Origin of the sequence: Bacillus atrophaeus (assembly GCF_039519175.1) — a bacterium.
GTDB lineage: Bacteria > Bacillota > Bacilli > Bacillales > Bacillaceae > Bacillus > Bacillus atrophaeus.
The window spans coordinates 3,677,008-3,700,137 of the sequence record NZ_CP154443.1; the positions used below are offsets into that span (position 1 = coordinate 3,677,008).

Annotated in this window: 27 protein-coding genes, 1 other RNA gene and 1 riboswitch; of the genes, 5 read left to right on the top strand and 23 right to left on the bottom strand. The window is 43.6% G+C overall.

The genetic code is table 11. The features are described 5' to 3' along the window. Nucleotides 1-133: 133 nt before the first annotated feature. The 10 genes from fbpC to AAHT65_RS18355 all read right to left on the bottom strand — a co-directional run bounded on the left by fbpC (nt 134) and on the right by AAHT65_RS18355 (nt 9,539). On the bottom strand, nt 134-223 hold the full coding sequence (fbpC, locus tag AAHT65_RS18310) for a Fur-regulated basic protein FbpC (protein ID WP_100198805.1): 90 nt from the start codon (nt 221-223) through the stop codon (nt 134-136). A gap of 69 nt (nt 224-292) precedes the next feature. Beyond that, nucleotides 293-799 carry an isoprenylcysteine carboxyl methyltransferase family protein gene (locus AAHT65_RS18315; RefSeq protein ID WP_088117432.1) on the bottom strand — a complete coding sequence of 169 codons (507 nt, stop codon included), beginning with the start codon at nt 797-799 and terminating at the stop codon, nt 293-295. 2 nt (nt 800-801) lie between these two features. Next, nucleotides 802-1,899: a type III polyketide synthase gene (locus AAHT65_RS18320; RefSeq protein WP_343310645.1), complete on the bottom strand. Its 1,098-nt coding sequence runs from the start codon at nt 1,897-1,899 to the stop codon at nt 802-804. A gap of 72 nt (nt 1,900-1,971) precedes the next feature. After that, on the bottom strand, nt 1,972-3,285 hold the full coding sequence (pbuX, locus tag AAHT65_RS18325) for a xanthine permease PbuX (protein ID WP_327853816.1): 1,314 nt from the start codon (nt 3,283-3,285) through the stop codon (nt 1,972-1,974). Continuing rightward, nucleotides 3,282-3,866, bottom strand: a complete 585-nt coding sequence (gene xpt, locus AAHT65_RS18330) for a xanthine phosphoribosyltransferase (RefSeq protein ID WP_106271214.1) — start codon at nt 3,864-3,866, stop codon at nt 3,282-3,284. Before xpt ends, pbuX begins: the two co-directional genes overlap by 4 nt. 89 nt (nt 3,867-3,955) lie before the next feature. After that, nucleotides 3,956-4,055, bottom strand: a riboswitch (purine riboswitch). 152 nt (nt 4,056-4,207) lie between these two features. Beyond that, nucleotides 4,208-5,713 carry a carboxypeptidase M32 gene (locus AAHT65_RS18335; RefSeq protein ID WP_343310646.1) on the bottom strand — a complete coding sequence of 502 codons (1,506 nt, stop codon included), beginning with the start codon at nt 5,711-5,713 and terminating at the stop codon, nt 4,208-4,210. Between the two features lie 145 nt (nt 5,714-5,858). Beyond that, nucleotides 5,859-6,851: a 2-keto-3-deoxygluconate transporter gene (kdgT, locus tag AAHT65_RS18340; protein WP_343311560.1), complete on the bottom strand. Its 993-nt coding sequence runs from the start codon at nt 6,849-6,851 to the stop codon at nt 5,859-5,861. Between the two features lie 51 nt (nt 6,852-6,902). Further along, a complete protein-coding gene (eda, locus tag AAHT65_RS18345; protein WP_094232256.1) occupies nt 6,903-7,493 on the bottom strand; it encodes a bifunctional 4-hydroxy-2-oxoglutarate aldolase/2-dehydro-3-deoxy-phosphogluconate aldolase in 591 nt (196 codons plus the stop codon). Nucleotide 7,494: 1 nt separating this feature from the next. After that, on the bottom strand, nt 7,495-8,469 hold the full coding sequence (locus AAHT65_RS18350) for a sugar kinase (protein WP_343310647.1): 975 nt from the start codon (nt 8,467-8,469) through the stop codon (nt 7,495-7,497). A 53-nt stretch (nt 8,470-8,522) separates the two neighbouring features. After that, entirely contained in the window at nt 8,523-9,539 is a 1,017-nt protein-coding gene (locus tag AAHT65_RS18355) for a LacI family DNA-binding transcriptional regulator (RefSeq protein WP_343310648.1), read from the bottom strand. 220 nt (nt 9,540-9,759) lie between these two features. Here AAHT65_RS18355 and kduI point away from each other — a divergent pair, with 220 nt between their 5' ends. Continuing rightward, nucleotides 9,760-10,587 (top strand): 5-dehydro-4-deoxy-D-glucuronate isomerase, encoded by an 828-nt coding sequence (gene kduI / locus AAHT65_RS18360; protein WP_343310649.1) that lies wholly within the window; start codon nt 9,760-9,762, stop codon nt 10,585-10,587. After that, nucleotides 10,588-11,352: a 2-dehydro-3-deoxy-D-gluconate 5-dehydrogenase KduD gene (gene kduD / locus AAHT65_RS18365; RefSeq protein ID WP_343310650.1), complete on the top strand. Its 765-nt coding sequence runs from the start codon at nt 10,588-10,590 to the stop codon at nt 11,350-11,352. A gap of 43 nt (nt 11,353-11,395) precedes the next feature. Here kduD and AAHT65_RS18370 read toward each other — a convergent pair whose 3' ends face one another. Together AAHT65_RS18370 and AAHT65_RS18375 are read right to left on the bottom strand one after the other, a co-directional pair. Further along, nucleotides 11,396-13,327 carry an ATP-dependent DNA helicase gene (locus tag AAHT65_RS18370; RefSeq protein WP_088117442.1) on the bottom strand — a complete coding sequence of 644 codons (1,932 nt, stop codon included), beginning with the start codon at nt 13,325-13,327 and terminating at the stop codon, nt 11,396-11,398. A 103-nt stretch (nt 13,328-13,430) separates the two neighbouring features. Further along, nucleotides 13,431-13,622 carry a hypothetical protein gene (locus AAHT65_RS18375; RefSeq protein WP_010789018.1) on the bottom strand — a complete coding sequence of 64 codons (192 nt, stop codon included), beginning with the start codon at nt 13,620-13,622 and terminating at the stop codon, nt 13,431-13,433. A gap of 162 nt (nt 13,623-13,784) precedes the next feature. Between AAHT65_RS18375 and AAHT65_RS18380 the strand changes: the two genes are divergently transcribed. Further along, nucleotides 13,785-13,937 carry a YpzG family protein gene (locus tag AAHT65_RS18380; RefSeq protein ID WP_003153548.1) on the top strand — a complete coding sequence of 51 codons (153 nt, stop codon included), beginning with the start codon at nt 13,785-13,787 and terminating at the stop codon, nt 13,935-13,937. A 54-nt stretch (nt 13,938-13,991) separates the two neighbouring features. Here the strand turns inward: AAHT65_RS18380 and AAHT65_RS18385 are convergent, their stop codons facing one another. The 9 genes from AAHT65_RS18385 to AAHT65_RS18425 form a co-directional block, all read right to left on the bottom strand. Then, nucleotides 13,992-15,149: a class I SAM-dependent RNA methyltransferase gene (locus tag AAHT65_RS18385; protein ID WP_343310651.1), complete on the bottom strand. Its 1,158-nt coding sequence runs from the start codon at nt 15,147-15,149 to the stop codon at nt 13,992-13,994. A 91-nt stretch (nt 15,150-15,240) separates the two neighbouring features. Further along, nucleotides 15,241-15,624, bottom strand: an RNA gene (gene rnpB / locus AAHT65_RS18390) — RNase P RNA component class B. A gap of 51 nt (nt 15,625-15,675) precedes the next feature. Next, nucleotides 15,676-15,972 (bottom strand): cell division regulator GpsB, encoded by a 297-nt coding sequence (gene gpsB / locus AAHT65_RS18395; RefSeq protein WP_003325664.1) that lies wholly within the window; start codon nt 15,970-15,972, stop codon nt 15,676-15,678. A gap of 71 nt (nt 15,973-16,043) precedes the next feature. Then, nucleotides 16,044-16,598: a DUF1273 domain-containing protein gene (locus AAHT65_RS18400; protein ID WP_003325662.1), complete on the bottom strand. Its 555-nt coding sequence runs from the start codon at nt 16,596-16,598 to the stop codon at nt 16,044-16,046. 86 nt (nt 16,599-16,684) lie between these two features. Beyond that, nucleotides 16,685-16,909, bottom strand: coding sequence for a spore coat protein CotD (cotD, locus tag AAHT65_RS18405; protein WP_003325661.1), 225 nt, complete (start codon nt 16,907-16,909; stop codon nt 16,685-16,687). Between the two features lie 84 nt (nt 16,910-16,993). Beyond that, the gene (locus tag AAHT65_RS18410; RefSeq protein ID WP_003230707.1) at nt 16,994-17,122 is read right to left on the bottom strand and encodes a hypothetical protein; all 129 of its coding nucleotides are present in this window, start codon (nt 17,120-17,122) and stop codon (nt 16,994-16,996) included. Nucleotides 17,123-17,223: 101 nt separating this feature from the next. Beyond that, the gene (locus AAHT65_RS18415; RefSeq protein WP_003325659.1) at nt 17,224-18,465 is read right to left on the bottom strand and encodes a ribonuclease H-like domain-containing protein; all 1,242 of its coding nucleotides are present in this window, start codon (nt 18,463-18,465) and stop codon (nt 17,224-17,226) included. A gap of 15 nt (nt 18,466-18,480) precedes the next feature. Next, complete coding sequence (locus AAHT65_RS18420; RefSeq protein ID WP_343310652.1) at nt 18,481-20,730, bottom strand: DEAD/DEAH box helicase; 2,250 nt, start codon at nt 20,728-20,730, stop codon at nt 18,481-18,483. Between the two features lie 104 nt (nt 20,731-20,834). After that, entirely contained in the window at nt 20,835-21,341 is a 507-nt protein-coding gene (locus tag AAHT65_RS18425; protein ID WP_003325657.1) for a PTS sugar transporter subunit IIA, read from the bottom strand. A gap of 149 nt (nt 21,342-21,490) precedes the next feature. On the opposite strand from AAHT65_RS18425, the gene AAHT65_RS18430 reads away from it, so the two are divergent. Next, complete coding sequence (locus tag AAHT65_RS18430; RefSeq protein ID WP_343310653.1) at nt 21,491-21,910, top strand: Hsp20/alpha crystallin family protein; 420 nt, start codon at nt 21,491-21,493, stop codon at nt 21,908-21,910. 19 nt (nt 21,911-21,929) lie between these two features. Here AAHT65_RS18430 and AAHT65_RS18435 read toward each other — a convergent pair whose 3' ends face one another. Next, the gene (locus tag AAHT65_RS18435) at nt 21,930-22,319 is read right to left on the bottom strand and encodes a YppG family protein (protein WP_094232263.1); all 390 of its coding nucleotides are present in this window, start codon (nt 22,317-22,319) and stop codon (nt 21,930-21,932) included. Nucleotides 22,320-22,508: 189 nt separating this feature from the next. Here AAHT65_RS18435 and AAHT65_RS18440 point away from each other — a divergent pair, with 189 nt between their 5' ends. Continuing rightward, nucleotides 22,509-22,697, top strand: coding sequence for a YppF family protein (locus tag AAHT65_RS18440; protein ID WP_035175493.1), 189 nt, complete (start codon nt 22,509-22,511; stop codon nt 22,695-22,697). A 33-nt stretch (nt 22,698-22,730) separates the two neighbouring features. On the opposite strand, the gene AAHT65_RS18445 is transcribed toward AAHT65_RS18440, so the two are convergent. Then, a complete protein-coding gene (locus AAHT65_RS18445) occupies nt 22,731-23,105 on the bottom strand; it encodes a YppE family protein (RefSeq protein ID WP_003325652.1) in 375 nt (124 codons plus the stop codon). Nucleotides 23,106-23,130 lie beyond the last annotated feature (25 nt).

The window sequence follows — 23,130 nt, forward strand, 5'->3', positions numbered from 1 at the left end:
TTGCGGATCTTTTTAGAAAGATCTGAAAAAACTTCTCTCACCATTTTACACAAGAACAGAAAAAATTTCTTCATATGAAAAGAAATTAAGAAAAAAAGCCGCCGTATCGGCAGCTTTGTGTCAGATTTTATAATTAAACAGATTTATTAGAAATTCCTTTTAAAACAAAGCCGATTAATGCGCTGTATGTACAAACCGACGCGAGCAAAAACAACATGGTCATTTGCCTCACCATCCTATTGAGAATCTTTTTCAACTTCATTTTATCATGATTGAGAATGATATTCAATCTCTATTTTGAAGCATGTTCTCTTAATGCTTTATCCTCAACCCGTATACGGACCGACAGCACGAAGGCATTTAAGATGGTAAACAATATGAGCGTCCAGTAAGCTCCATATAAAAGCGGCAAAAGGATGATTTCTACCATCACGACGGCATAGTTTGGGTGCTTGAGCCATTTATACGGTCCTTTTTTGATAAGCTCGGCATCGGGCACAACGAGAATTTTGGTGTTCCAATGTGCACCTAATGATAATAGCGCCCAGTATCTGACTCCCTGTACGAGAATAATGGCTGTCAGAATGCCAATCCACCAGCTTGACGGCTCTTTATGCAACAAAAGCACTTCACAGATTAACGACACAAAAAACAGCACATGCATCAAGACGATATAAGGGTAATGCCCCTCACCGTATTCAATCGCGCCTTGTTTTTTTACTTTTTGTTCATTTTGCTTTGCCACTATGATTTCTGCTATTCGTTGGACAGCAAGAATGAGAATAAACAGCCAAAACATATTTAGGCCTCCTTTTCCCACGTGAACAACAAGAGCTCTGAGGAAAATCCCGGACCCAGTGTCCCGATCATTCCGTTTTCTGCTTCGTTTTGTTTCCCGAACAGCAGATGGTCTTTGATCACATACATAATCGTTGCTGAAGACATATTCCCATGCTTTCTTAGTATCTTTTGGGAAGATGCAAGCTGTTCTGCAGGTATGCTCAGACTCTTGATATACGCCTCGATGACCTTCTTGCCGCCTGGATGAGCAAGAAAAGCTTTTATATCATAGAATGTAAGCTGATGCTTGGCCAAAAAGGCTTCAACGTTGCCTTTTAACCATCCTTCTATCAATGTCGGAATATCTCTTGAAAAAATAACCTGAAAACCTTGATCCGTGAAATCCCAGCCCATCACATCTTCCGACTGTTTCATCGTGACAGATTGGGAATCAAAAATACGCGGCAAAAGATCAAGCTTCGCTGAGTGCCGAACCGCCTGTTCACCGCATAGTAAAGCTGCCGCAATACCGTCAGCGAATAAGGAAGTGCCGATAAGATTGCTTTTCGTCTTATCGCCGGGCTGGAATGTTAAGCTGCACAGCTCTGCAGCGATGACCAGGACATAAGCGTCAGGATATGCCTTGCAGTATTCAAAAGCGCGGGAAAGACCGCAAGCGCCTCCCGCACATCCAAGTCCCCATATCGGAATGCGTTTCGTATAAGGAGAAAACGGCAGTTCATTCATCACCTTCGCCTCAATGCTTGGGGTTGACAGCCCTGTGCTGGATACGAAAAAAATGGCTTCTACCTTTTCGTACGGGATTTGTTCTTCCAAAAAGTCAGGACTTGTCAGGCATTCAGTCACTGCCTGCGTACAGTGTTTGACGGTTTCATTGATGTAGATGCGGTTTTTTTCTCCAAAGCTGTGATTCTCTTTGTACCATTCAATCGGCCTGACAAATTGTCTGGATTCAATTTCTCCATTTTCGAACGCTTTTAACAGACGCTCAATGTCTTTAAATGAATCTTGAAACATATGCCTTGCAAATTCGATCGCTTTCTTTTGATTTACATTGTATGAAGGGATGCTCGTTCCAACCGATAAAATATATGCCATGTCGCCACCTCTTTGCATATATTTTTCCGCAATTATCCATTTTATATACAAAAAAACTCCGCCGAAGCGGAGTTATACAGCTGTTTTTTGTTTAATGTCCAAATCACTGCTTTTCTTTTTAGTTTTTGGGACCATATTATAAATGATATTTAACAGGATCGCCGTAAAACTTCCGGCCACGATACCGTTTGTTGTCAGCAACGTGATGGAAGCGGGCAGTTGTTTAAAAATATCAGGGACGACCGTGACTCCTAGGCCGAGGCCGACTGAGCAGGCAACAATCAACAGGTTTTCCTGTGTTTCGAAGTCAATGCGGCTGAGCATTTTAATGCCGTAAGCAATGACCATGCCGAACATTGCCACCATTGCTCCTCCCAACACCGCCGACGGAATAATCGTAGTAAACGCGGCGACTTTTGGAAATAGACCAAGCACCATCAGCATGGCTCCCGTTACAACAATCACAGCATTTTTCTTAATACCAGTCAGCTGGACGAGCCCGACGTTTTGCGAATAAGCCGTATAAGGAAACGCGTTAAAGATACCGCCTAAAAAGACGGCTACTCCTTCAGCACGGTAACCTTTTGCCAAATCTTTTTCGGTAAGGCGGCGGTTTGTCAAATCGCCTAAAGCAAAGTAGACGCCTGTTGATTCTACCAGGCTTACAACGGCAACAATGAACATCGTAATAATCGGTGCCACATGAAATGAGGGTGCACCGAAATAAAAGGGCTGAACCATTTGGAACAGGTCTGCTTGTGCCACGTTGTCAAAGTGCACCTTCCCCATAAAAAATGCGATGCCTGTGCCGAAAACAATTCCGATCAGGATGGAAATTGATTTTAAAAATCCTTTTGTGAAGCGATACAGCAGGACAATAATAGCAAGCACGATAAAACCGAGAATGAGATTGGAGGCATCTCCAAAATCAGCGCTGCCTTCTCCGCCGGCGATATTATTCATCGCCACCGGCATAAGCGTGATTCCGATGATCGTCACAACTGAACCCGTCACAACCGGAGGAAAGAAAGCAACGAGTTTCCCGAAGAAAAAAGAAATGAGAATAACTAGCAAGCCTGAAGCGATAATGCTTCCGTAAACCGCGGAAACACCGTATTCGGTCCCGACGGCAATGATTGGCGAAACGGCGGTAAACGTACAGCCCAAGACAACCGGAAGCCCGATCCCGAAAAACTTGTTGCTCCATACTTGAAGAAGCGTAGCGGCACCGCACATAAAAATATCAATGGATACTAAATAAGTCAGCTCCTTTGGCGATAAGCCAAGCGCAGCTCCTACAATCAGGGGGACGACAATCGCACCCGCATACATGGCAAGTACATGCTGTATACCTAGAGAAAGCGTTTTGCCAAAGCCATTTTTCATGAACGGACCTCCTGCACGAAGGATACCTTTCCTTCTTCTAACGATTGAATTCTGGCCAATGATTCCACACGGTAGCCAAGCTGTTCCAGTTCGTCTCTTCCGGGCTGAAACGATTTTTCAATGACAATGCCCAGTCCGGCAACATTGGCGCCAGCCTGTTTAACAATAGAAACAAGTCCGTGTGCAGCTTGTCCGTTTGCTAAAAAGTCATCAATGATTAATACCTTGTCATCGGAAGAAAGGTGGGTTCCCGATACAGCAATTTGGCTTTCTGTTTTCTTCGTAAAAGAATACACAGATGCCGTCAATAGATTGTCTGTAAGAGTGAGAGATTTATGTTTTCTCGCAAAAACAACCGGAACACCCAGCTTCAAACCGGCCATCACGGCAGGAGCGATTCCAGATGATTCAATCGTGACGATCTTTGTAATACCATCTTTTTCGAATCTGGAGGCAAACTCGTTCCCGATTTGCTGCATAAGCAGCGGATCAATCTGGTGATTCAAAAAAGAATCTACTTTTAATACCTGATCTGAGAGAACAATGCCCTCTTGCTCTATTTTTCGTTTCAGTGCTTCCACAGTGCATACCTCCGATTTTAAAATAAAAAAAGCATTACCCGCTCAAGAATTAAAGAGCAAGCAATGCTGAATACACAAAACCCAAAAATACGGTCTCATTGCTCACTCATAGTCGAACATTTACGGTGTCCGGTAGAAACTTGCGTGCCATATCCACGCGTTTATATGAGTGTATATATGATATTGTAACAAATTATAGCAAGTTTATTTGCGCTTGCAAAGAGAAAAATGAAAATTCCCGAACTTTCTTGTGTTTTCTCCACTTCATTATTCGTTTTTAGTGAAAATTGAGATAATTACTAAAAGCAGCGCCTGACGGAACGATGCCGTCAGGCGCAAGATTATGACAAGTATAGGTTTGTATATTTGTTTTTCAAATATTCAATGAGATAGCGAACATTTAGTTCTTCACCTGTAGCTTCTTTAATAATTTCAAGCGGCTTTTTCCGTCTGCCGTGAACATGGACCTTTTCTGTCAGCCATTCTTTAATTTGTTGGAATTCGCCTTTTTCCACCAACGTATCAAACTCAGGCAAGTCCTCGAGCATTTTGTTTTTCAGCTGGGCAGCATACATGTATCCCAGCGCGTAGGATGGAAAATATCCGAAATCACCGCACGCCCAGTGAACATCTTGTAAAATCCCCTGAGCGTCGTTTGGCGGCGTGATGCCTAAATACTCTTCATATTTTTGATTCCAAAGTGCTGGCAGCTCCTCCACAGACACTTCATTGCTGAAAATTGCTTTTTCAATTTCATATCGAATAATAATATGCAGCGGATAGGTAAGTTCATCGGCTTGCACACGAATAAGCGACGGCTTAGATTCATTTACGGCCAGGACAAACTCTTCAAGAGCAACATGTCTGAACTGCTCTGGAGAAGCTTCCTGCATTTTCGGATAATACGTTTTCCAGAAGTTATCGTTCCGCCCGATAAAATTTTCATAAAATAATGATTGAGATTCGTGGATTCCCATGGAGGCACCGTCTGATAAATTGGTGCCGCTAAGCGCTTCATCAATATTTTGCTCATATATGGCGTGGCCGCACTCATGAATCGTCCCAAAGATTGCCGTACGGAAATCGTTCTCATCAAACCTTGTTGTCACCCGTACATCACCGCGATTAATCGTTGTCGCAAATGGATGAACCGTTTCATCCAAACGCCCGCCGTTAAAATCGTAGCCGAGCTCTTTTAAAAAATACAGACTGAGGTCTTTTTGCTTTTTCTTAGAGAAAGATTGATGGATAAAGCTTGTGTCCGGCTTATTGGTTGAAGCTGATACTTTTTTAACAAGAGGGATGATCGCTTTTTTCAGTTCTGAAAACAGTTCATCAAGAACGTCAACGGTTACGCCTGGCTCAAATAAATCAAGCAGGGTATTGTAAGGATGGCCTTCATAGCCCCAATAGGTAATGAATCGTTTATTGTATTCAATCAGCTGTTTAAGGTACGGAGCAAACAAGGAAAAATCTGATTGCTCTTTCGCATCTTCCCATACAGTCTCAGCTTTTGATGAGAGTACGACATACTCTTTGTATTCTTTTTCAGGAATTTTACTATTCTCTTCATAATCTTTTTTAGCCCATTCTGCTGCTTTTTTCGTATCTTCAGGCAATTCCTCGAATTTTTCATAAAGAGCGTCCAGAAGCTCCTTCATCCGCTTTGAGGTTTTCATGTTAAATATATCGGCCGACAGCTGTCCAATGCTCTCAGCCCGATCTTCTGCACCGTTTTTAGGCGCACCCGTTCTAAGATCCCAGTGCATTAATACCACTGCTTCTTCATAATGTGAGATTTTTTTCAAAAGATCAAAAAACTCTTTTTCGTAAGTATGTAATTCCATAAATAATCCCCCCCATTCATATCGTGAGACGTTATCCATTTCAGGCTAATGGAAGGAACGGTGAAAGTCAACTGCGACGTATTCCATCAGAGCAAATAAGGCTGTCCGTTTTTTTCGCCGTCAGCCTTATTCCGCTTTACACCGATCAATGCAATGTGACTTGTTTATCAGGCGGCGGTGTCTTATGTTTGTTTCGTCTTACTTTTTTATCAACCCAAACCGTCGCAAGCGGTGTTAACAGTGACGTCACAATAACACTTGTCGCAATGATGGCAGTTGCTGCCTCCGCTACAGGGACAAAAGCTGCGTTTGCCTCGGCTAATGCATAAGGAACAGCGACCGCCGCTCCCGCAGTAGAAGAAGCTGCCACTCCTGCCACCCCGTCACCCCTTGCGATAAAGCGATCAAGTAAAAACAGAGAGCCTCCGGATAAAATGACGACAGACATCCCGATGAAAATACCCAGCAACCCTGATTGGAGCAGCATTCCAAAATTCAGCGTGTTGCCTAGTGAAAAAGCGAAAAACGGAATGATTGCCGGCACCACTTTGCTAAACAAATCTCTGAGCTCATGATCCAGGTTTCCGAGTATACACCCAAGTAAAAACGGTATGACGGTTGCCGCCAGTGTTTCCCACGGGAAAGCGGCTAGTCCTGTAACGCCGAATGTCACCATTGTCATGAAGGGTCCTGATTCAGTGCTGATAAACGCAAAAGCCCCGGCATCCTCTTTCCTTCCCATGTGGTTCATCAGGGCAAGGTAGAGTCCGCCGTTCGTTTCATTCATCACTGCAACGATAGCCAAAACAGAGAGCCCGGCAAAAAAGCCTGATTGAATCCCGTCTTCCGGAATAAATTGAGCTGCGATTAACCCCAGCAAGGCGGCAAACCCGATTTTTCCAAGGAGTAGGGTCATTCCTTTTCTTACAATATAGCCTGAAGAACGAAAATCAATGGTAGCTCCTACACAAAAGATGAAAACACCTAAGATGGGAAGCGTTCCGGTAATAAGCGCTCCCGTAAATCCGCCAAAAAAATCCGCTGTGTTCGGAGCGAATGTGTTTAAAGCCGCTCCTAAAAACAGCGGAATAATCATCATCCCGCCGGGTATCCGTTCTATGGTCGCTTTGATTTTCATCTTCATTCTCCCATCCTCTTGTTATGGAAAAACTAAAGCCTTGTATGCTGCTTACACTTGAAAAATCAACTCCAGATCAGCTTTCGAGCAGTTTTCAATCTGACTGCCGACACCGACAGCCCCGGCGCCCGCTTTCAGCCATTCAGGGACTTCAGCCGGGTGAATTCCGCCTGTCGGAATAAATGTCACCTGCGGGAAAGGCCCCGCCAGATTCTTCATATAAGAGATGCCAAATGCTCCGCTCGGAAAAAGTTTTAGAGTGTCAAAACCAAATGTCAGCGCTTCCATAATTTCGCTCGGTGTTATCACCCCCGGTATATAAAGGGTATCTAAAAATGAAAGGTGCTCGGCAAGATCAGCCGAAAAGCCCGGACTGACAATAAATTGCGCTCCTGCCTGTACCGCTTCCTGAGCCTGTTCCGCTGAAATGACAGTTCCGGCTCCGATCAGCACATCGTCGCGTTCCTGAAAAGCTTCTATAATATCTGATGCCCCAGGTGTGGTATAGGTCACCTCAATGGCCGTAATGCCTTTTTCTATGATTCTTTCGATTTGCTGCTTCGCCTTTTGTTTATCGGCTGACCGGATAACTGCGATGAGTTTGGCTTCTTGAAGCTGGTTTTGCAAGTGTGGTTTTTCCATGTTAGCACTCCCCCTTTTTCTGGTGAATGATTTTGCTCCGCGATAAAAAAGATGCGAGTTTTTCCCTTGTCGGCAAACCGTCCATATCGCCCGGGGCCTGCACCTGCAAAGCGCCGATTGCATTTCCTCTTTGAACGGCGTCTTGGAATGATAGTCCATCCAGCACTCCGCTGATCACACCGACAGCAAACCCGTCTCCTGCCCCTACAGTGTCTATGACATTTTCAACTTGGTATCCTTCTATATATCCGTCTTCGTGTTTCGTTTTGAAATAAGCGCCGTCTTTTCCAAGCTTAATCGCAATGAAGCTGACGCCTTTTTCAAGATAAAAATCCGCGATACCCTCAGGCGTTTTTTCACCCGTTAACAGCTCTCCTTCTGTAATGCCGGGGAGAAACCAGTCTGCCAATTCGGCCAGTTCATTAATGCTATGCACCATAGTGGCGCGGTCAGGCCACAGCGATAGCCTTAAATTCGGATCAAATGACACCGTTTTTCCCGCCTGTTTCATGTCTTTCATCGCAAGATACCCAAATTCCCTCATATTCTTTGACAAAACAGGTGGGATTCCCGTTACATGCAAATGCTTCGCCATTCTGAAGTAATCTGAGGGATAATCTGCGGGCGCTAAAGTGCTTGCGGCTGAATGCTTCCTATAATAGGTTACCTCAGGATCTCCCTCCTCTACTTTTGATTTCAGCAAAAGGCCGGTGGGGCTGCCGTCTTTTGCACGAATGACACGTGAAATGTCTACCCCTTCTTTTTCAAGCTCTTGTAATATAAACGTTCCGAGCTGATCATCTCCAACCTTGCTCATCCAGCCCGTCAGACAGCCAAGCCGTGATAAACCGCATGCCACATTGCTTTCAGCGCCGGCGAGCGCTTTAGAAAATGTAGAAGCTTTGTGCAGCCCGCCGTACTCATTTGCATAAAGCATCGCCATGGATTCCCCGAATGTCACAACATCCAGCTTCATCTATTGCCCCCCGTTTCCTGAGCTTCTTATTTTTACATCCATGCATCTAATCGTTACAAAGATTGTCTCATGATGACTTCAGCATTCAATTGAATGGTTTGCGGCGCTCCAGTGTCCCCTTCTAGCCGCTTTAAGATCCTTTCCATAGCCGCCACTCCCATATCATGAGATGGCTGTGCAATCGTCGTAATACCTGGTCCGATTAATTTGTACCATTCTGTATCATCAAACCCTGCGATCCCTGCATCTTCGGGAATACTGACGCCAAGCTCAGCCATACAGCTGATGATTTTCAGCAAAATCAGGCCATTTGAGGCCAAGATGGCTTTTTGGCGAGTCGGATTTTCATGTAAAAATGTTGTCACCGCTTGGGTAAGCTGCGCTTTGCTTTTCACATCTATTTCATACATTCGCGGAAGATGGTCCCAATTATGGGACGCAGCTAATTCCTTATAGGCAGACGCCCTTTCTGCACGCGGACTGATCGAGGCAATCGGTTCAGTGAAAAGCGCCACTTCTGTATATCCTTTGCTGTAAATGATCTGAAGAATTTCTGCTGTGATGCTCCTGTTGTCGGTGGTGACTGTATCCAGTTTCATATCAGGCATTTTTCGGTCGATTAAAACAACCGGGACATCCTGAGCAGCAAACGATTGAAGAACATCCGCATTTTGCCCTGTCGCATTTAATATCAGGCCCTCAATAGAGTGGTCAATCAGCTTAAACAGCATTTCCCGTTCCTTTTCCGGACTGTTGTCCGTGTTGCAGACCATAATGCTGTAGCCATATTGATCACAAACTTCTTCTACACCTCTAAGGGCAGTGACTGAAAAGGGATTGGTGATATCCGCCACAACAAACCCGATTAATTTGCTTTTTCTGACTTTCAGTCCTTGCGCCAATTTGCTTGGACGGTAATTCAGTTCTTCAATTGCTTTTTTGATCTTTTTTACTTTTTGAGGAGAAATCGCATCTGCTTTCCCGTTTATGTAACGGGACACGGTAGATTTTGACACCCCTGCATATTCTGCTACCTCGGTAATCGTCACATGACTGGTTTTCTTTTTCATTCAAGCGCTCCTGTATCTCATACTTTAGATTTGAAACCGATTTCAAAATCTTCATAACATAAGGATAACATAATTTCAAAAATTGGGAAGAGTTTTTTATTTAACAAAATATTGTTGACTCTTTTAACTATTTATTCTAAAATTTCCTTTGAAACCGTTACCAAAATCTTTATTTATTTCATTCAAGTGTTATCGAAATGACTTTCAAGGGGGAAATGTAATGGAGAATCGTTATTCTGTACATCCTGAACAAGTTAAACGATTTACGACTGAGGAGCTGCGCAGCCATTTCTTAATGGAGTCTTTGTTTACGGAAAATGAATTGACGATGTTCTACTCACACGAAGATCGTGTTGTGATCGGAGGCGCCGCTCCTGTAAAAGCCAATATAAAGCTTGATGCAGGAGATTTTCTTAAAACAGAATTTTTTCTGGAAAGACGTGAAATCGGAATTATCAATGTTGGCAAACCGGGCGTCGTGAAGGTCGGGGATGAAGAATATGTGCTGCAAACAAAGGATTTCCTTTATATCGGCATGGGCCACCGCGATGTGTCTTTCTCCAACCTGAACGGTGAAGCAGCAAAGTTCTACTTTGTTTCTGCAGGGGCACACCAGCAATATCCAACACAAAAAGCGGCGATTTCAGAACTGACGCCTGCACATCTCGGTGATGATGCCGCCTCAAATGTTCGGGATCTATACAAAGTGATTCATAACGACGGCATTAAAAGCTGCCAGCTTATGATGGGCATCACCGTTCTTGAGAAAAACAACAACTGGAATACGATGCCGTCGCATGTGCATGACCGCCGGATGGAAGCTTATCTTTATCTGGATTTAAATGAGGATGCGAAAGTATTTCATTTCATGGGAGAACCTGACGAAACCCGTCATCTTGTCGTTGGAAATGAACAGGCTGTCCTTTCACCGGCATGGTCCATTCACTCCGGAGCGGGAACGTCAAATTACAGCTTCGTTTGGGCGATGGCGGGAGAAAATTACACATTTACGGACATGGATCTTGTCCCGATGAATGGCTTGAAGTAAATGAACTATTTACAAACAACATTTTCACTAGAAGGCAAGACGGCACTTGTGACAGGACCGGGCACCGGAATCGGACAAGGAATTGCTATAGCTTTAGCGGGTGCCGGAGCTGATATTATCGGCACATCCCATAAAAGCAGTCTTTCAGAAACACAGCGGCTTGTAGAACAAGAAGGCCGCACGTTCACATCTGTCCGGCTTGATATGGGAAAACCGGATGAAATAAAGGACGCGGCCTCTGAGCTTTTTGAAAAGCATCCAATTGATATTTTAGTCAATAACGCCGGCATCATTCGCCGTGAACCGGCAGCTTCATATGCTGAAGAGGATTGGAAAAGCGTTCTGGATGTAAACTTAAACAGCTTGTTTTTACTGACACAGACAGCAGGAACATACATGCTGCGAAAAAAAAGCGGCAAAATTATTCATATTGCCTCCCTTCTCTCATTTCAAGGCGGGATTTTCGTGCCAGCTTATACAGCAAGCAAGCATGCGGTTGCCGGCTTAACAAAATCATTCGCAAATGAATGGGCGCAAAGCGGCGTGCAAGTGAACGCCATCGCACCCGGTTATATTGCAACCGCCAATACAAAACCGATTCGCGAGGACAAAGAGCGCAACGGTGAAATCTTGAAGCGAATTCCTGCGGGAAGATGGGGAGAAGCAAATGATATCGGCGGTGCGGCCGTCTTTTTGGCATCACGTGCCTCTGATTATGTAAACGGACACATTTTAGCAGTAGACGGCGGCTGGCTCGCCCGATAAATACAGCAAAAAGGCTGCCCCAAGCTTGGGCAGCCTTCATTTTTTAATGTGAAATTGGATTAACCGGCAATATGTTTTTCACTTCGTTCAGGACCGTTTCTTTTTCTCCCGACACATAAATGTTTATAGAGCCACTGTCTTGATTAGAACGGATAAGACGTCCAATCCCCTGCCGCAGCCTTAACAGCATGTACGGAAGATCTACTTCCTGGAACGGATCTTTTTTCGCTCCGTTGCGTTTTGCCGTAAACACGGGATCATACGGCGGGTACGGCAACGACCAGATGGTGACATTCTTCAGTGAATCACCCGGTATATCAAGTCCTTCCCATAAATGAACGGAACATAACACGGATTCTTCATCCTGTTGAAATTTTTCCACCAGATTGCTGATCTCTTCATCACCTTCAAAGTAAATCGGATAAGGCAAGTCCCAAGCGGAAGACTGCTCCTTAAACAGATCCAGCTCAGCAAATGACGGAAAGAGCACAAGCGTTCTGCCATTATAGTGTTTAATGGTCTCAATCGTTTGAGCGGTTTTTTGCTCAGCGGTCAATTCATTTCCTTTTTCTCCGTAAAGATTCACTGCCATTTGCTCTTCATAATCATACGGAGAATCAACTGTCAGCGATAAGTAGTCACGAATGCCGAGACTGCCGGCAATATAATCAAACGAACCGCCTTCTGACAGCGTAGCGGATGAAAAGATAAATGGAATTTTTTTAGAAAATACCTTCTCGCCAAGCACTTCTGATACTGTTCTCGGCATTACGACAAAGGTTGAGTCGGCTTCTTTCTGTTCAAGCCAGCTGATTGCATTTTTTTGATACAAGGATAAAGAATGCGCCATTTGTTCAATATATTCTTCAACAACCGATAGTGCATATTGATCAATGGTATACATTTCTGATTCGAAGACAAGAGCTTCTCCGATTTTATCAAGCAAACGGCAAAGCTCGTCCGCTGCCTGTTTAACACGTTTGTCATTCTTGATCTCAAGACGGTGTGAGCCGGCAACTTCCTTTGATTCCTCAGTAAGAACATAGAAAAATTCATCATTAGCCGCAAGCGAATCTTCAATCAGTTCCGCAAACTCTTCCCGTATATCATTTTGCAGCAGGCGTTCTAAAAACATTTCAAGAGTGGACTGCTTCACCCTGTAGGTTAATGCTTTTTGCGCGGCAAACTCTAATAAGTGGCCTTCGTCAAACACAACCGCACTGTGATCAGGCAAAAGCGGCAGCTGCCCCTCGCGTTTGCGGGATTCTTCCGTCCATACATGTTCCATGTAAAAATCGTGTGAACATATGATCAGGTCAGTTGACTTTCTGTAGTGGTCTCTTGATAGCGTTAATCCGCATCTATGTCTCATATCACATGTCAGGCAATCCTGAAAAGAATCATAATTGACCTGTGACCATTCTTCATTAGACAAGTTAGCGTACTGCTTTCGGTCGCCATAAGGATGGAACCGCTGCATCGCTTGGGACTCATGGACAAATGAAGGCAAGGCTTCATAAAGATCAAGCCATTTGTCATCATCTGAACGCTGCATGGTTTTTTCAAGTTTTTTCAAACAAAGGTACTGTTCATGAGATTTTGAAAGTCTTGTATCTATTTTTAAATCTAAATGCTCTGACAGCTTTGAAATATCGCCTTCTTTTTTGACCAGCTGTTCAATTAAGGTTTCATCCGCACATGCGATAACGGCGGGTTTGCCCACATATCTGGCGTAACTGATCGCAAAAAGCAGGTAAACCAATGTTTTCCCTGTTCCAACCCCTGCTTCTGCAAACATGACATTTTTTTCTTTAAACGCACGTTCAAGCTGAAAAGCCATAAATATTTGCTCATCCCGAAGGTCAAACCCTTTCTCGGGAAGAATATCGTAAAACACGTCACCAATCCAATTATTCAGTTCTTCGTAAAAATTCTTTGTTTTTGTTAAAGAAAAAGGCAAACGTGATGTTGTCACCTAGCTCCAACCCCCAACTATTCGACATTCAGACCACCTATATTATCACTTTACACTGCTGAATACAATAAAAAAACTTGGCCTCGCCAAGTTTTTATTGACCTCATTTTCGATTTATCATATGCGATGATAAAAACGGATGGTCTGTTGAATGGATATGATTCACTGCTTTTTCAAAATCATCTTGCGCATGTGTAATGACAGACGCAGACAAATCAGACTCAAGCTCCTTCAGTTCGCTGACTGTCGCGTCCAGTGCTTTTTGGATCAGATTAAAATGTTCACTGTTCATCATGAGATCACCTCTAAAATAGAAATAATCATCATTGTATGCGAACTTTTCATTTTATATACATGCTGTTCTGTATGTTCCGCGCCATATCTACACACACTACAAAAGATATTCTGTCTGAATATCCGTCTTATCAAAAATATTCTATCTGGGAGTGATGTTGAAATGAGTTATAAAGATCGATTAGATCAGCATTCCGAACTTTTTCATCACAATTGGACAAGGCCTAAACGCTCTAAGTCGCAGGTAAACGGCCATACCGAAATGTCCCAAACCAACATTATTTTAAGAAGCAACGCAAAAGCGCACCGTTGGTAACGATAGAATATGGTTGAAAGATGCAAGAAGACGCTTTATTGAGCGTCTTCTTTTTTATTCTTTATCAGCTCTCTTGCGCTGAGGTCTCACCTTGGACCAATATTGATAGTAATCTGTTTTAATAAAGCCGTTGAACAATTTTCGTTTTTTCGTTGCTTTTCTTCCGTACGCTTCTTCAAATTGTTCATTCGACGTTAAGATGTAAACAGACCATGTATCAAGCCCTTCTAACGCCTTACCCATTTCTCTATACATTTGTTCGACCGCTTTTTTCTCACCGAGACGTTCGCCATACGGCGGGTTTCCGACAACAACGCCAAAATCATGCTGTGTGGTAAAGTCTTTCACCTGCATCTGCTTAAATTCAATCAAATCTCCAAGGCCCGCTTCTTCAGCGTTCTCTTTCGCGATTTGAACCATTCGGTGATCCACGTCACTGCCGAAAATACGAAGCGGCTGATCATAATTAGCCTTTTCTTCGACTTCAAGCCTCGCCTGTTCCCATACGGCCTTTCCAATCCATTCCCACCCTTCAGAAGCAAAGTCTCTGTTAAATCCAGGCGCGATGTTTTGCCCGATCATCGCGGCTTCAATCGGGATGGTTCCTGAGCCGCAAAACGGATCGGCGAACGGACGGTCAGGCGTCCAATTTGTCAGCAGAATCAAAGCAGCAGCAAGCGTTTCTTTGATCGGAGCATCGCCTTGGTCGATCCGATAGCCTCTTTTATGAAGGCCTGTCCCGGATGAATCAAGCGTAATAACCGCTTTATCCTTCAAAAGGGAAATCTCTACTTTATACTCGGCGCCTGTTTCTTCAATCCAGTCATTTTGTTTGCCGGATTGCAGTTTCAGCTTTTCCACAATGGCTTTTTTAACGATTCGCTGACAGTCAGGCACACTTGCGAGGGTTGACTTAACGGACTTTCCGATGACAGGGAATTTGCCGTTCTCGGGAATAAACGCACGCCAGTCAATCGCTTTTGTTTTTTCAAACAGCTCATCAAACGTTTTCGCTTGAAATTCGGCAACCTGTACTTTTACACGGTCTGCGGTCCGAAGCCATAGATTCGCGCGGCAAATGGCGAGCGCGTCTCCTTCAAAAATGACTTTTCCGTTATCCACCTTGCATTCATATCCTAACTCACGTACTTCCTTAGCGACAACAGATTCAATTCCCATTGGCGCTGTTGCAATTAGTGTATACTTCTTCATCGTATCACCCTGTCTTTTAAAACTTTTCTTTTCAAGATAAAAGCTCTCCGTTATAGGGAGAGCCTGAATTCACATTATAATGATGTTAACGTTCTGTAAGCCATGTTTTGTTCCATCGTACTGCAAACGGCATATCACCTCGTACTCAGGCGGCAATCATCTATCTACAGAAATCATTCTGTCCTTCTATCTGTTCAATTCCTTCAAGAAGGTTCCCCTACCAAAATTTGGGTTTCTCGCTCGAGGGGTTTACCGCGTTCCACTCTCACCATTTCTAGTGAGACTTCGTCACTGTGGCACTTTTCAAGGATACTCAGCCATATCCAAAGGACGTAGGCTTTTTTCCTGCCGTCAGCCTTTCAAGGGCTGCCCTAGCTTATGACTTCGCTAGGCACGAACACTACGGGCATCTCAGCACCGTGCGAGCATGGACTTTCCTCTACAGATTTTGGATCTGCAGCGATTACCCGAACGTTAAGACACCTGTTCATTATAGAACATCTTCAGTCATTTTTCAAGTTTTTATTCAATCGTACAGCTTACTGCCAAAAACATGCTTTTCTAAGTTTGACAGCCGTTTTAAAATGTCAAAGTTGGTTGTATTCGATTGGACAGGCTGTTTTTTGCTGGCTTCTTCAAGCTGCTTTTTCAGCTGCAGGTTTTCCTGCTGAAGCTCTTCGATTTCTTGATGAAAGGTTTCATAATCTTTAATGACCATATCTAAAAATTTGTCTACATCTTCTTGTTTGTATCCTCTGACACCTGTTTTAAATTCTTTTTCTAAAATTTCTTTAGCAGAAAGCTTTACTTTATCAGCAAGCATCTTTTTCACCTCGTATCGTGAATCATTACCTTATATTTTTTCAGAAAACCGGGCGCTTGTCAAATTTTCTCTTACATGTTATAACGGCTGTCTTCTTCCTCGACTGTCGCCCTCAGATCATCCATTGTAATGAAATAGATAGGATATCCGTCTTTTTCACGCCGTTTTTCTGCTGCATCCAGCATATATTTTGGCGAGCCTTCCGTCTCGGGATCATACAGCAGCATAAGCGCATCAGATTTCTGTATAAAAAATTGATTTTTTTGTTTGAATTGCAGCGGGCTTTCATAGGGCCTATGGGTCAGGCTTGCTTCGTAATCCGCCTGAGCGAGCACAGCTTCATACAGTTCTTGGTTCGGTTCTTTCCACTTCTTTTCCTGATCATAAAATGGAGTAATAACTGCCACCTTTAATTCCGGATACTCTTCCCGGAGCATATAGGCTACTTCGGCCGTCCAAAGCTCCGCGCCAAGCTGCCCCGATATCAAAACCCATTCCAGTCCTTCGTCTATCAGCGAAATCAGGCGTTTTTCTATTGTTTTTTTTATGTAAACCAGAGCCTTGTCATCCTGTTTAAAAATGCCGATTTCAAACGGCTTGTACCCTGTAACTGCTAGTACCTTCATCATATCACCTGCTTAAAAAATGGGGCTCGCAATGGCCCCATTTGATTTGCTGCTATGTTACACCAATAAAGTCACACGGTTCAATACTAGTCGCAGCAAGGTTTTCCTGCTTGGAAATGCTGGTGTGTAGTCGGGTCAGCATTTGAATAAGTGTGCGGAAAGTAATGAACGTGTTGGAAATTGTGGTGATTTACATTTGTCGTATGCTGTGGATGAATGTGCGGCACGACAGTATTAGAAAACGTATGGTGTTGGCAGCAATGAGTAGGATGGACAATCGGCGCCATCATGTGCGGTCTGCAGTGATGCATATTTAAAATCCCCTTTCCATAAACTTTATTACACTACTAAGCTATGAAAAAACCGGGGTGCATGTTCTAATGCAAAGACCTATTTTAGAAATGAGCGATCAAACTGTCTTTAAAGTTTGAAAACACAAACGCGATTAAGAAAACAACGACGAAGAATAAATAAAAAACGCCCTTATACATACCAACTCTCCCTTTAAAAATAACTAATGTTATTTTACAGCAATCGGCACCGTTCTACAACAAAAGCGCGGTGAATCCGGTAAAAAAATTGATATGGCGAAGAACGTCGTCTTTTGCGCTTTCCCGGGGAATATTTACGTTGAATATTTCCTCTTCAGCCGGGAAATACGAATGTGTAATCTTTCAGTCTCTTTTTCTGATAATAACGCCTCGTCAGCGAGTAATTGTTGGGTCACATGTAATGCGCGTCCGTACTCTTTTTTCTTATGCTCTAGATATTTCGCAAGCTCGATCGAAGCGTCGTATCGGCATTTTTGAACATCAGAGCGCATCAGCCGCTCCCAAAGTGAAGCCGCTTCTTGCAGGCGGTCCTGTTTTTTGTAGAGCATAGACAGATCGTAAAGGGCCCTGTCAGTGTGTTCAAATGGCTGGTGCTGAATACTTTCCAGCTGTTTGATTGCCAGGCTTATTTCTTTGTGGGCCATAAACCATTTCGCCATGGCATAAGTTTCATGCTGTTCAGCTTCACTTCCGGAAGGGATTAGTATCTTTTTTGACAGATGAATATAAAGCGAAATTAATGACAGCACATCCTGTTCATTATGATGCAGCACACCTGCCATGAGATCGGGGTCCTGTGTTTTTAAAAAGTGAAAATACAGCATCGGCGCCAAATACCCTGGTGTGTCTTCTTTTCTATATACCGACAGCTCTTCTTTTTCAACCGTGCCGAGCGACACGCGATCCATTCTATGCTTCCACAGCCGTCTTGAGCCGTGCAGAAGATCGAAATGGCCGAACTCCGGCAGCTTGGGAAGCCGGTCGCGAATCAGTGTATGCCTCGTTTTCACTTGCGGCCAGTCAAACGCTTTGCCGTTATATGTGACAAGTGATGTGATATCTACTTCACTCAAAAAACTCTGATACAAAGCGGTTTCATTCCCCGGGTTAGGCAAGAGATGCTGTTTGACGACCACTTTATCAGCATATACTCTTGCGTGTCCGAGTAAAAAAATCGTATTCCCAGCTCCTCCCCCAAGTCCGGTTGTTTCTGTATCAAAAAAGAACAGCTGGCTTTGCTTGTAGCCCTTAGCAGATAAGGTATGGGAAAGATCGCTTTGATTCCATAAAGCCATCACGTCTTCAAGCTCAGAAAAACAATACAGCCCATGACGGCGGGAGAGCGGGTATACAACTTCCCTGATGAGGCAATACTCGTCTTCAAAATAGAAGGGCTTCACCCCGCAAGCTTTCCATTTATCTAAAAACGGAATGTCCGAATGGCCGTTCTTATCGGGAGGCACAGCGGTCTGTTTGTCTGCTTCAGACGTTCCCATATGCTTTTTCATTCGATGTAATTTACCTTTTAAAGACATGCCTGTCCCCCTTTCTTAGTTAAATTGATGCAAAATCCGTAAAATGTTGTGCTTAGCTTTTATTCCTTCTATCTCTGTCCCGATACAAGAAGGGCAGCCGTCTTGACAAGGGCAATTTGTAATCAGCCGCTTCGCTCCCTCATTGATCTCGGCAAACCGTTTATAGACATCCTCTGCCAATCCGATGCCTCCCGGGTAATGATCGTATAAAAAGATCGTCGGCAGACCGGTATGCGCAGCTTTCATTTGGGAAACCACATGAATATCATTTCGGTCGCACATGACATATACCGGCACAATGTGCTGAATCACATTGGCGATACCCAGCAGCAGCTGTTCCAATTTCTTTTCCCCCAAATGCGGATCAATCTCTTTTATTTCCATCCAGGCAGCGCTTGTATGCAGTTCCTCTTCAGGCAGATAAATCGGGCCTGATCCGATATTTTCAAACGTGGTCATTTTAATTTTTTTAAAAATCGTGGGCAGCGCATTTACTGTGACATCGCCATAGTGTAAAGAAGTTTGCTTACGATCAATCGTTTTGTCGATTTCCAATACCTTCAGCTGAACTGCTAAATTGGCGTCAGTGTAATATTCGACATCCACCTTTCGCACATAAGCCTTTTTATGGTCCCAATCGAGCTTTTCCACCTGATATTGAATACCTTCATGCAGATAAATCGCTTCATCATGCAAAAGCGTCATCGCACTGAAGCGATCCATTTCTCCGATAATTCTTACATTTGCAACATCTGATTGATCAACGATTACCACATTCTCCTGAGAAGCGGAACGCAGGCTGATATTCGTGGCAGGGAACGATTCGTTCGCCCAATGATAGCGCCCGCTGTTATGGTGAAGAACGCCTTCTTCTTGAAGATATTCAAGAATGTCGGTGACATCTAAAGGCCCGAATTCTTCATCAGCTTTAAAAGGAAGCTCGTATGCTGCGCACTTTAAGTGGTCGACTAAAATAATCAGATTTTCCGGATTGATTCTCGCCGATTCCGGTGAACGGTCGAAAAAGTAATCAGGGTTGCGCACAATGTATTGGTCTATCGGGGTTGAGTTGGCAACCATGACAATGAGAGCCTCCCCATGTCTTCTCCCGGCTCTTCCGGCTTGCTGCCATGCACTCGCCACACTGCCCGGATAGCCTGTCATAATGCAGACTTGCAGCTGTCCGATATCCACTCCGAGCTCAAGTGCATTCGTGCTCACAACACCTAATATTTCCCCGTCCCTGAGGCCTCTTTCAATCTCTCTCCGTTCCTTAGGCAGGTAGCCGCCTCGGTAACCTCTAATTGACTTTGTGCCGATCTCTTTTTTTACCAGCTCTTGAATATGGCTGAGAATGATCTCGACACGCACTCTGCTTCTGGCAAACACAATGGTTTGCACCTTATTTTTCAAAAACTCTTTCGCAAGCTCATTCACTTCAATGGTGGCGCTTTTTCGGATGTTTAAAGGTTTGTTGACGATCGGAGGATTGTAGAAAACGAAATGTTTCCTTCCGCTCGGCGCCCCATTGTCGTCTATCAGCCTCATAGGACTCCCGGTCAGCTGCTCCGCAAGCTCTTTCGGGTTTGCAATAGTCGCAGAGGTACAAATAAAAATCGGACTGCTTCCGTAAAATTGACATATTCTTTTCAAACGGCGGATGACATTTGCCACATGGCTTCCGAATACGCCGCGGTAGGTATGCAATTCATCAATAACAATATACTTCAGGTTTTCGAACAGGCTCACCCATTTTGTGTGATGAGGAAGAATAGCTGAGTGCAGCATATCCGGATTGGTAATGACAATGTGCCCCGCTTTTCGGACCTTTTGCCTGATCGCCGGAGAAGTATCCCCGTCATATGTAAAACTTTTAATATCTACGCCCATTTCTTCGATAATCTCGTTCAGTTCGCTTTTTTGGTCTTGCGCGAGCGCTTTTGTCGGAAATAAATATAAAGCGCGGTTAGACGGGTCTTCGGCAATAGATTGCAAGACCGGCAGATTGTAGCACAGTGTTTTTCCGGATGCCGTGGGCGTCACGGTTACGATGCTCTCCTCTTTTTGCACGCTTTGAAAAGCTGAAAACTGATGTGTAAATAATTCATCTATCCCCCGTTTGCCAAGGGCTGTTTTTATTCTTGAATCTATACTGTCAGGCATGGGTTTGGTCCTTGCTTTTCGCGGTTCAATTTCATGCCAGTTCACTACATGTTCGCTGCCTTTTAATTCAGAAATTAACTCGGCCAGTGATTTCTTTTTCATCCTTTACACCTCTTTGTAAAGTACAGTTTACCGAATATTTGTTTGCATGGCTAGGTGTAAACTTTATACAATAACACATCAAAAAAGCAAGGCATTCGCCCTGCTCACTTCACCTTGATTTTCAAAAGTTTTGTCGTGCCTTTTTGCGCGTCTTTTTCCCCGGCGGGTTCAAGAGATTCTACCGCTTCGCCGTTCATAATGACAATGGGAATCACCGTGCTGCTTGCTTTTTCTTTTATTAATTCTAAATCACATGTAATCAGCGGATCGCCGATTTTGACTTTGTCGCCTTCTTTCACATGGGCTTCAAAGCCTTCTCCGTTCATATTTACGGTTTCCAAACCGACATGAATTAACAGTTCGATTCCGGAGACCGTGCGGATGCCGACGGCGTGTTTCGTATGAAAAAGCTGTATCACTTCCCCCTCTGCAGGTGAAACAATAGCTCCATTGGCCGGTTCAACTGCAATCCCTTCTCCCATCATTTTCTGCGAAAAAACAGGATCAGGAACATCTGTGAGATCAATGACCGATCCGTCCGCTGGAGAATAGATGACCTCTTCTGTTATCTTTTCCTGGTCTTTTCCAAATCCGAATAATTTTTTCAGCAATGTTTTTTCTCCCTTCCCAAAGCTTATTCATTTGTGCTTGCGTTCCGTCAACTATACATTCCTCATTATTTAATCATACTTTCTTTTCGGCATCAATTCATAACCACATAGAACAAAAATGCATAGTCTGTAAAAAAGGTGGTGATGGTATGAGTTTTTCAGAAGATAAAGAAAACGAACTGCAGAAAAAGGAAGAACATATGAAACATGCGCTTGATCAATTTTTTCACTCTTCCCCTTTCGGAGAGCTTCTGAACAGCTTTCAGCATCTTGTCAATTCAAGCCTTACTGAAGCTCGGGTCACAATGAATGTAAGGGAAGAGCATTCCGGTCTTTTTGTCGATATCGACATTCCGCCTTCATTTAAAGACGGCGATATTTTGGTCGAAGCCAAATCACGTTATCTTCATATTACCCTGCGCCAAAATCACCAGGAAGCCTCCTCAGCCACACATACAAGCATGACGAGAACGGTCCTATTGCCTTATGAAGTTCAGCAGGAGTTAATGAACACGTCATGGAATGAGCAGACAATGACTCTGTTTTTCCCCAAAAATAAGCATGAATGATTTTGCATCATTCATGCTTTTATCCTTTAAAGAAGCTCGTAAATCCTTTTAATAAGGAGCCGACTTGATTCATCGCGCTCATCACTTGGCCTGTGGTATCCAACATTTTATTAAGATCAAACTGCCCGTTTGTTTTTTTGAATTGAGACATAATACTTTGAAATTGTGTAGGCTGCGGCTGATTCGGTCTTGGGATTGGATAAGGATTATGGAATGCAGCCTGCTGTGAAGGTATAGGTGCAGGCGGAGAATATGGCTGCACATAACCTTGATTTCCATAGTATTGGGGCGGATATTGGTTTTGACTTGCAGGTGCAGACGGCGGATAGTATCCTTGCATTTGGTGCGGGTAATAGTAACCCATCTGCTGATTCACATCTTGATAATACTGTGCTGATCTCCTTTGCATCGCGGTTTCCCCCTTATCGCTCTTCATGTTCTCTCCTTTATATGTATGAATATTTCTCTCATTTGTGTCTGTCGGCTGAAGAGGCAGATTTGTCAAACGATGTCGAAAGTTTTAATTTTTGAAAAACAGAAAAAAGTCGAATCGTTATGGTACGATATTTTTAACACAAATGAGAGGGGATGCACCATTATGAACGTATCATACTTGAGAAAGCGTTTCGCAGAAGTAAAAGAATATGAAACAGATTGTGTGAATAAACTGATGGACTTTACGAAGTTCCTCTATATTCAAGGACACCTGACAGCAACTGAATTTCGTAACAGTATGAAAGTTCTGGAAGCAAATGGAGCAGAAAACCCGGCATATGACATTCATTAATTGTCGGACCCCGATTAGAAGAAGGCAGCCTGTCTACAGGCTGCCTTCTTTTGCAATCTCATCTTTTACTGTTTGCAAGGTATAGAGGACCGATTCAGTTAAATCTTTATACCGTTTTTTATGAATATGATGAACATATGACTGAAGCATAATTTCAAGAAAATTTTCTTTTACTGCGTGAATCTGCTCTTCATATATATATTTAGGGCGATGGATTTTAATAAATTCGAGTGCATTTTCCGTCCACTGTGACACGAGTTCCTCATTTTGTTCAACTGCCGGTTTTATCGTTGCAAAGAAATCGTAAGAGCGGTCATTTTCTTTCCCGTCTTCGTAGCGTGCCGCCCCTTTTTCTGCTGCTTCAATCATTTGCTTAGTCTTTTCTAAAAATGCTTGTATGTGCAACATTCTCACCTCAGTATATATCGTACCA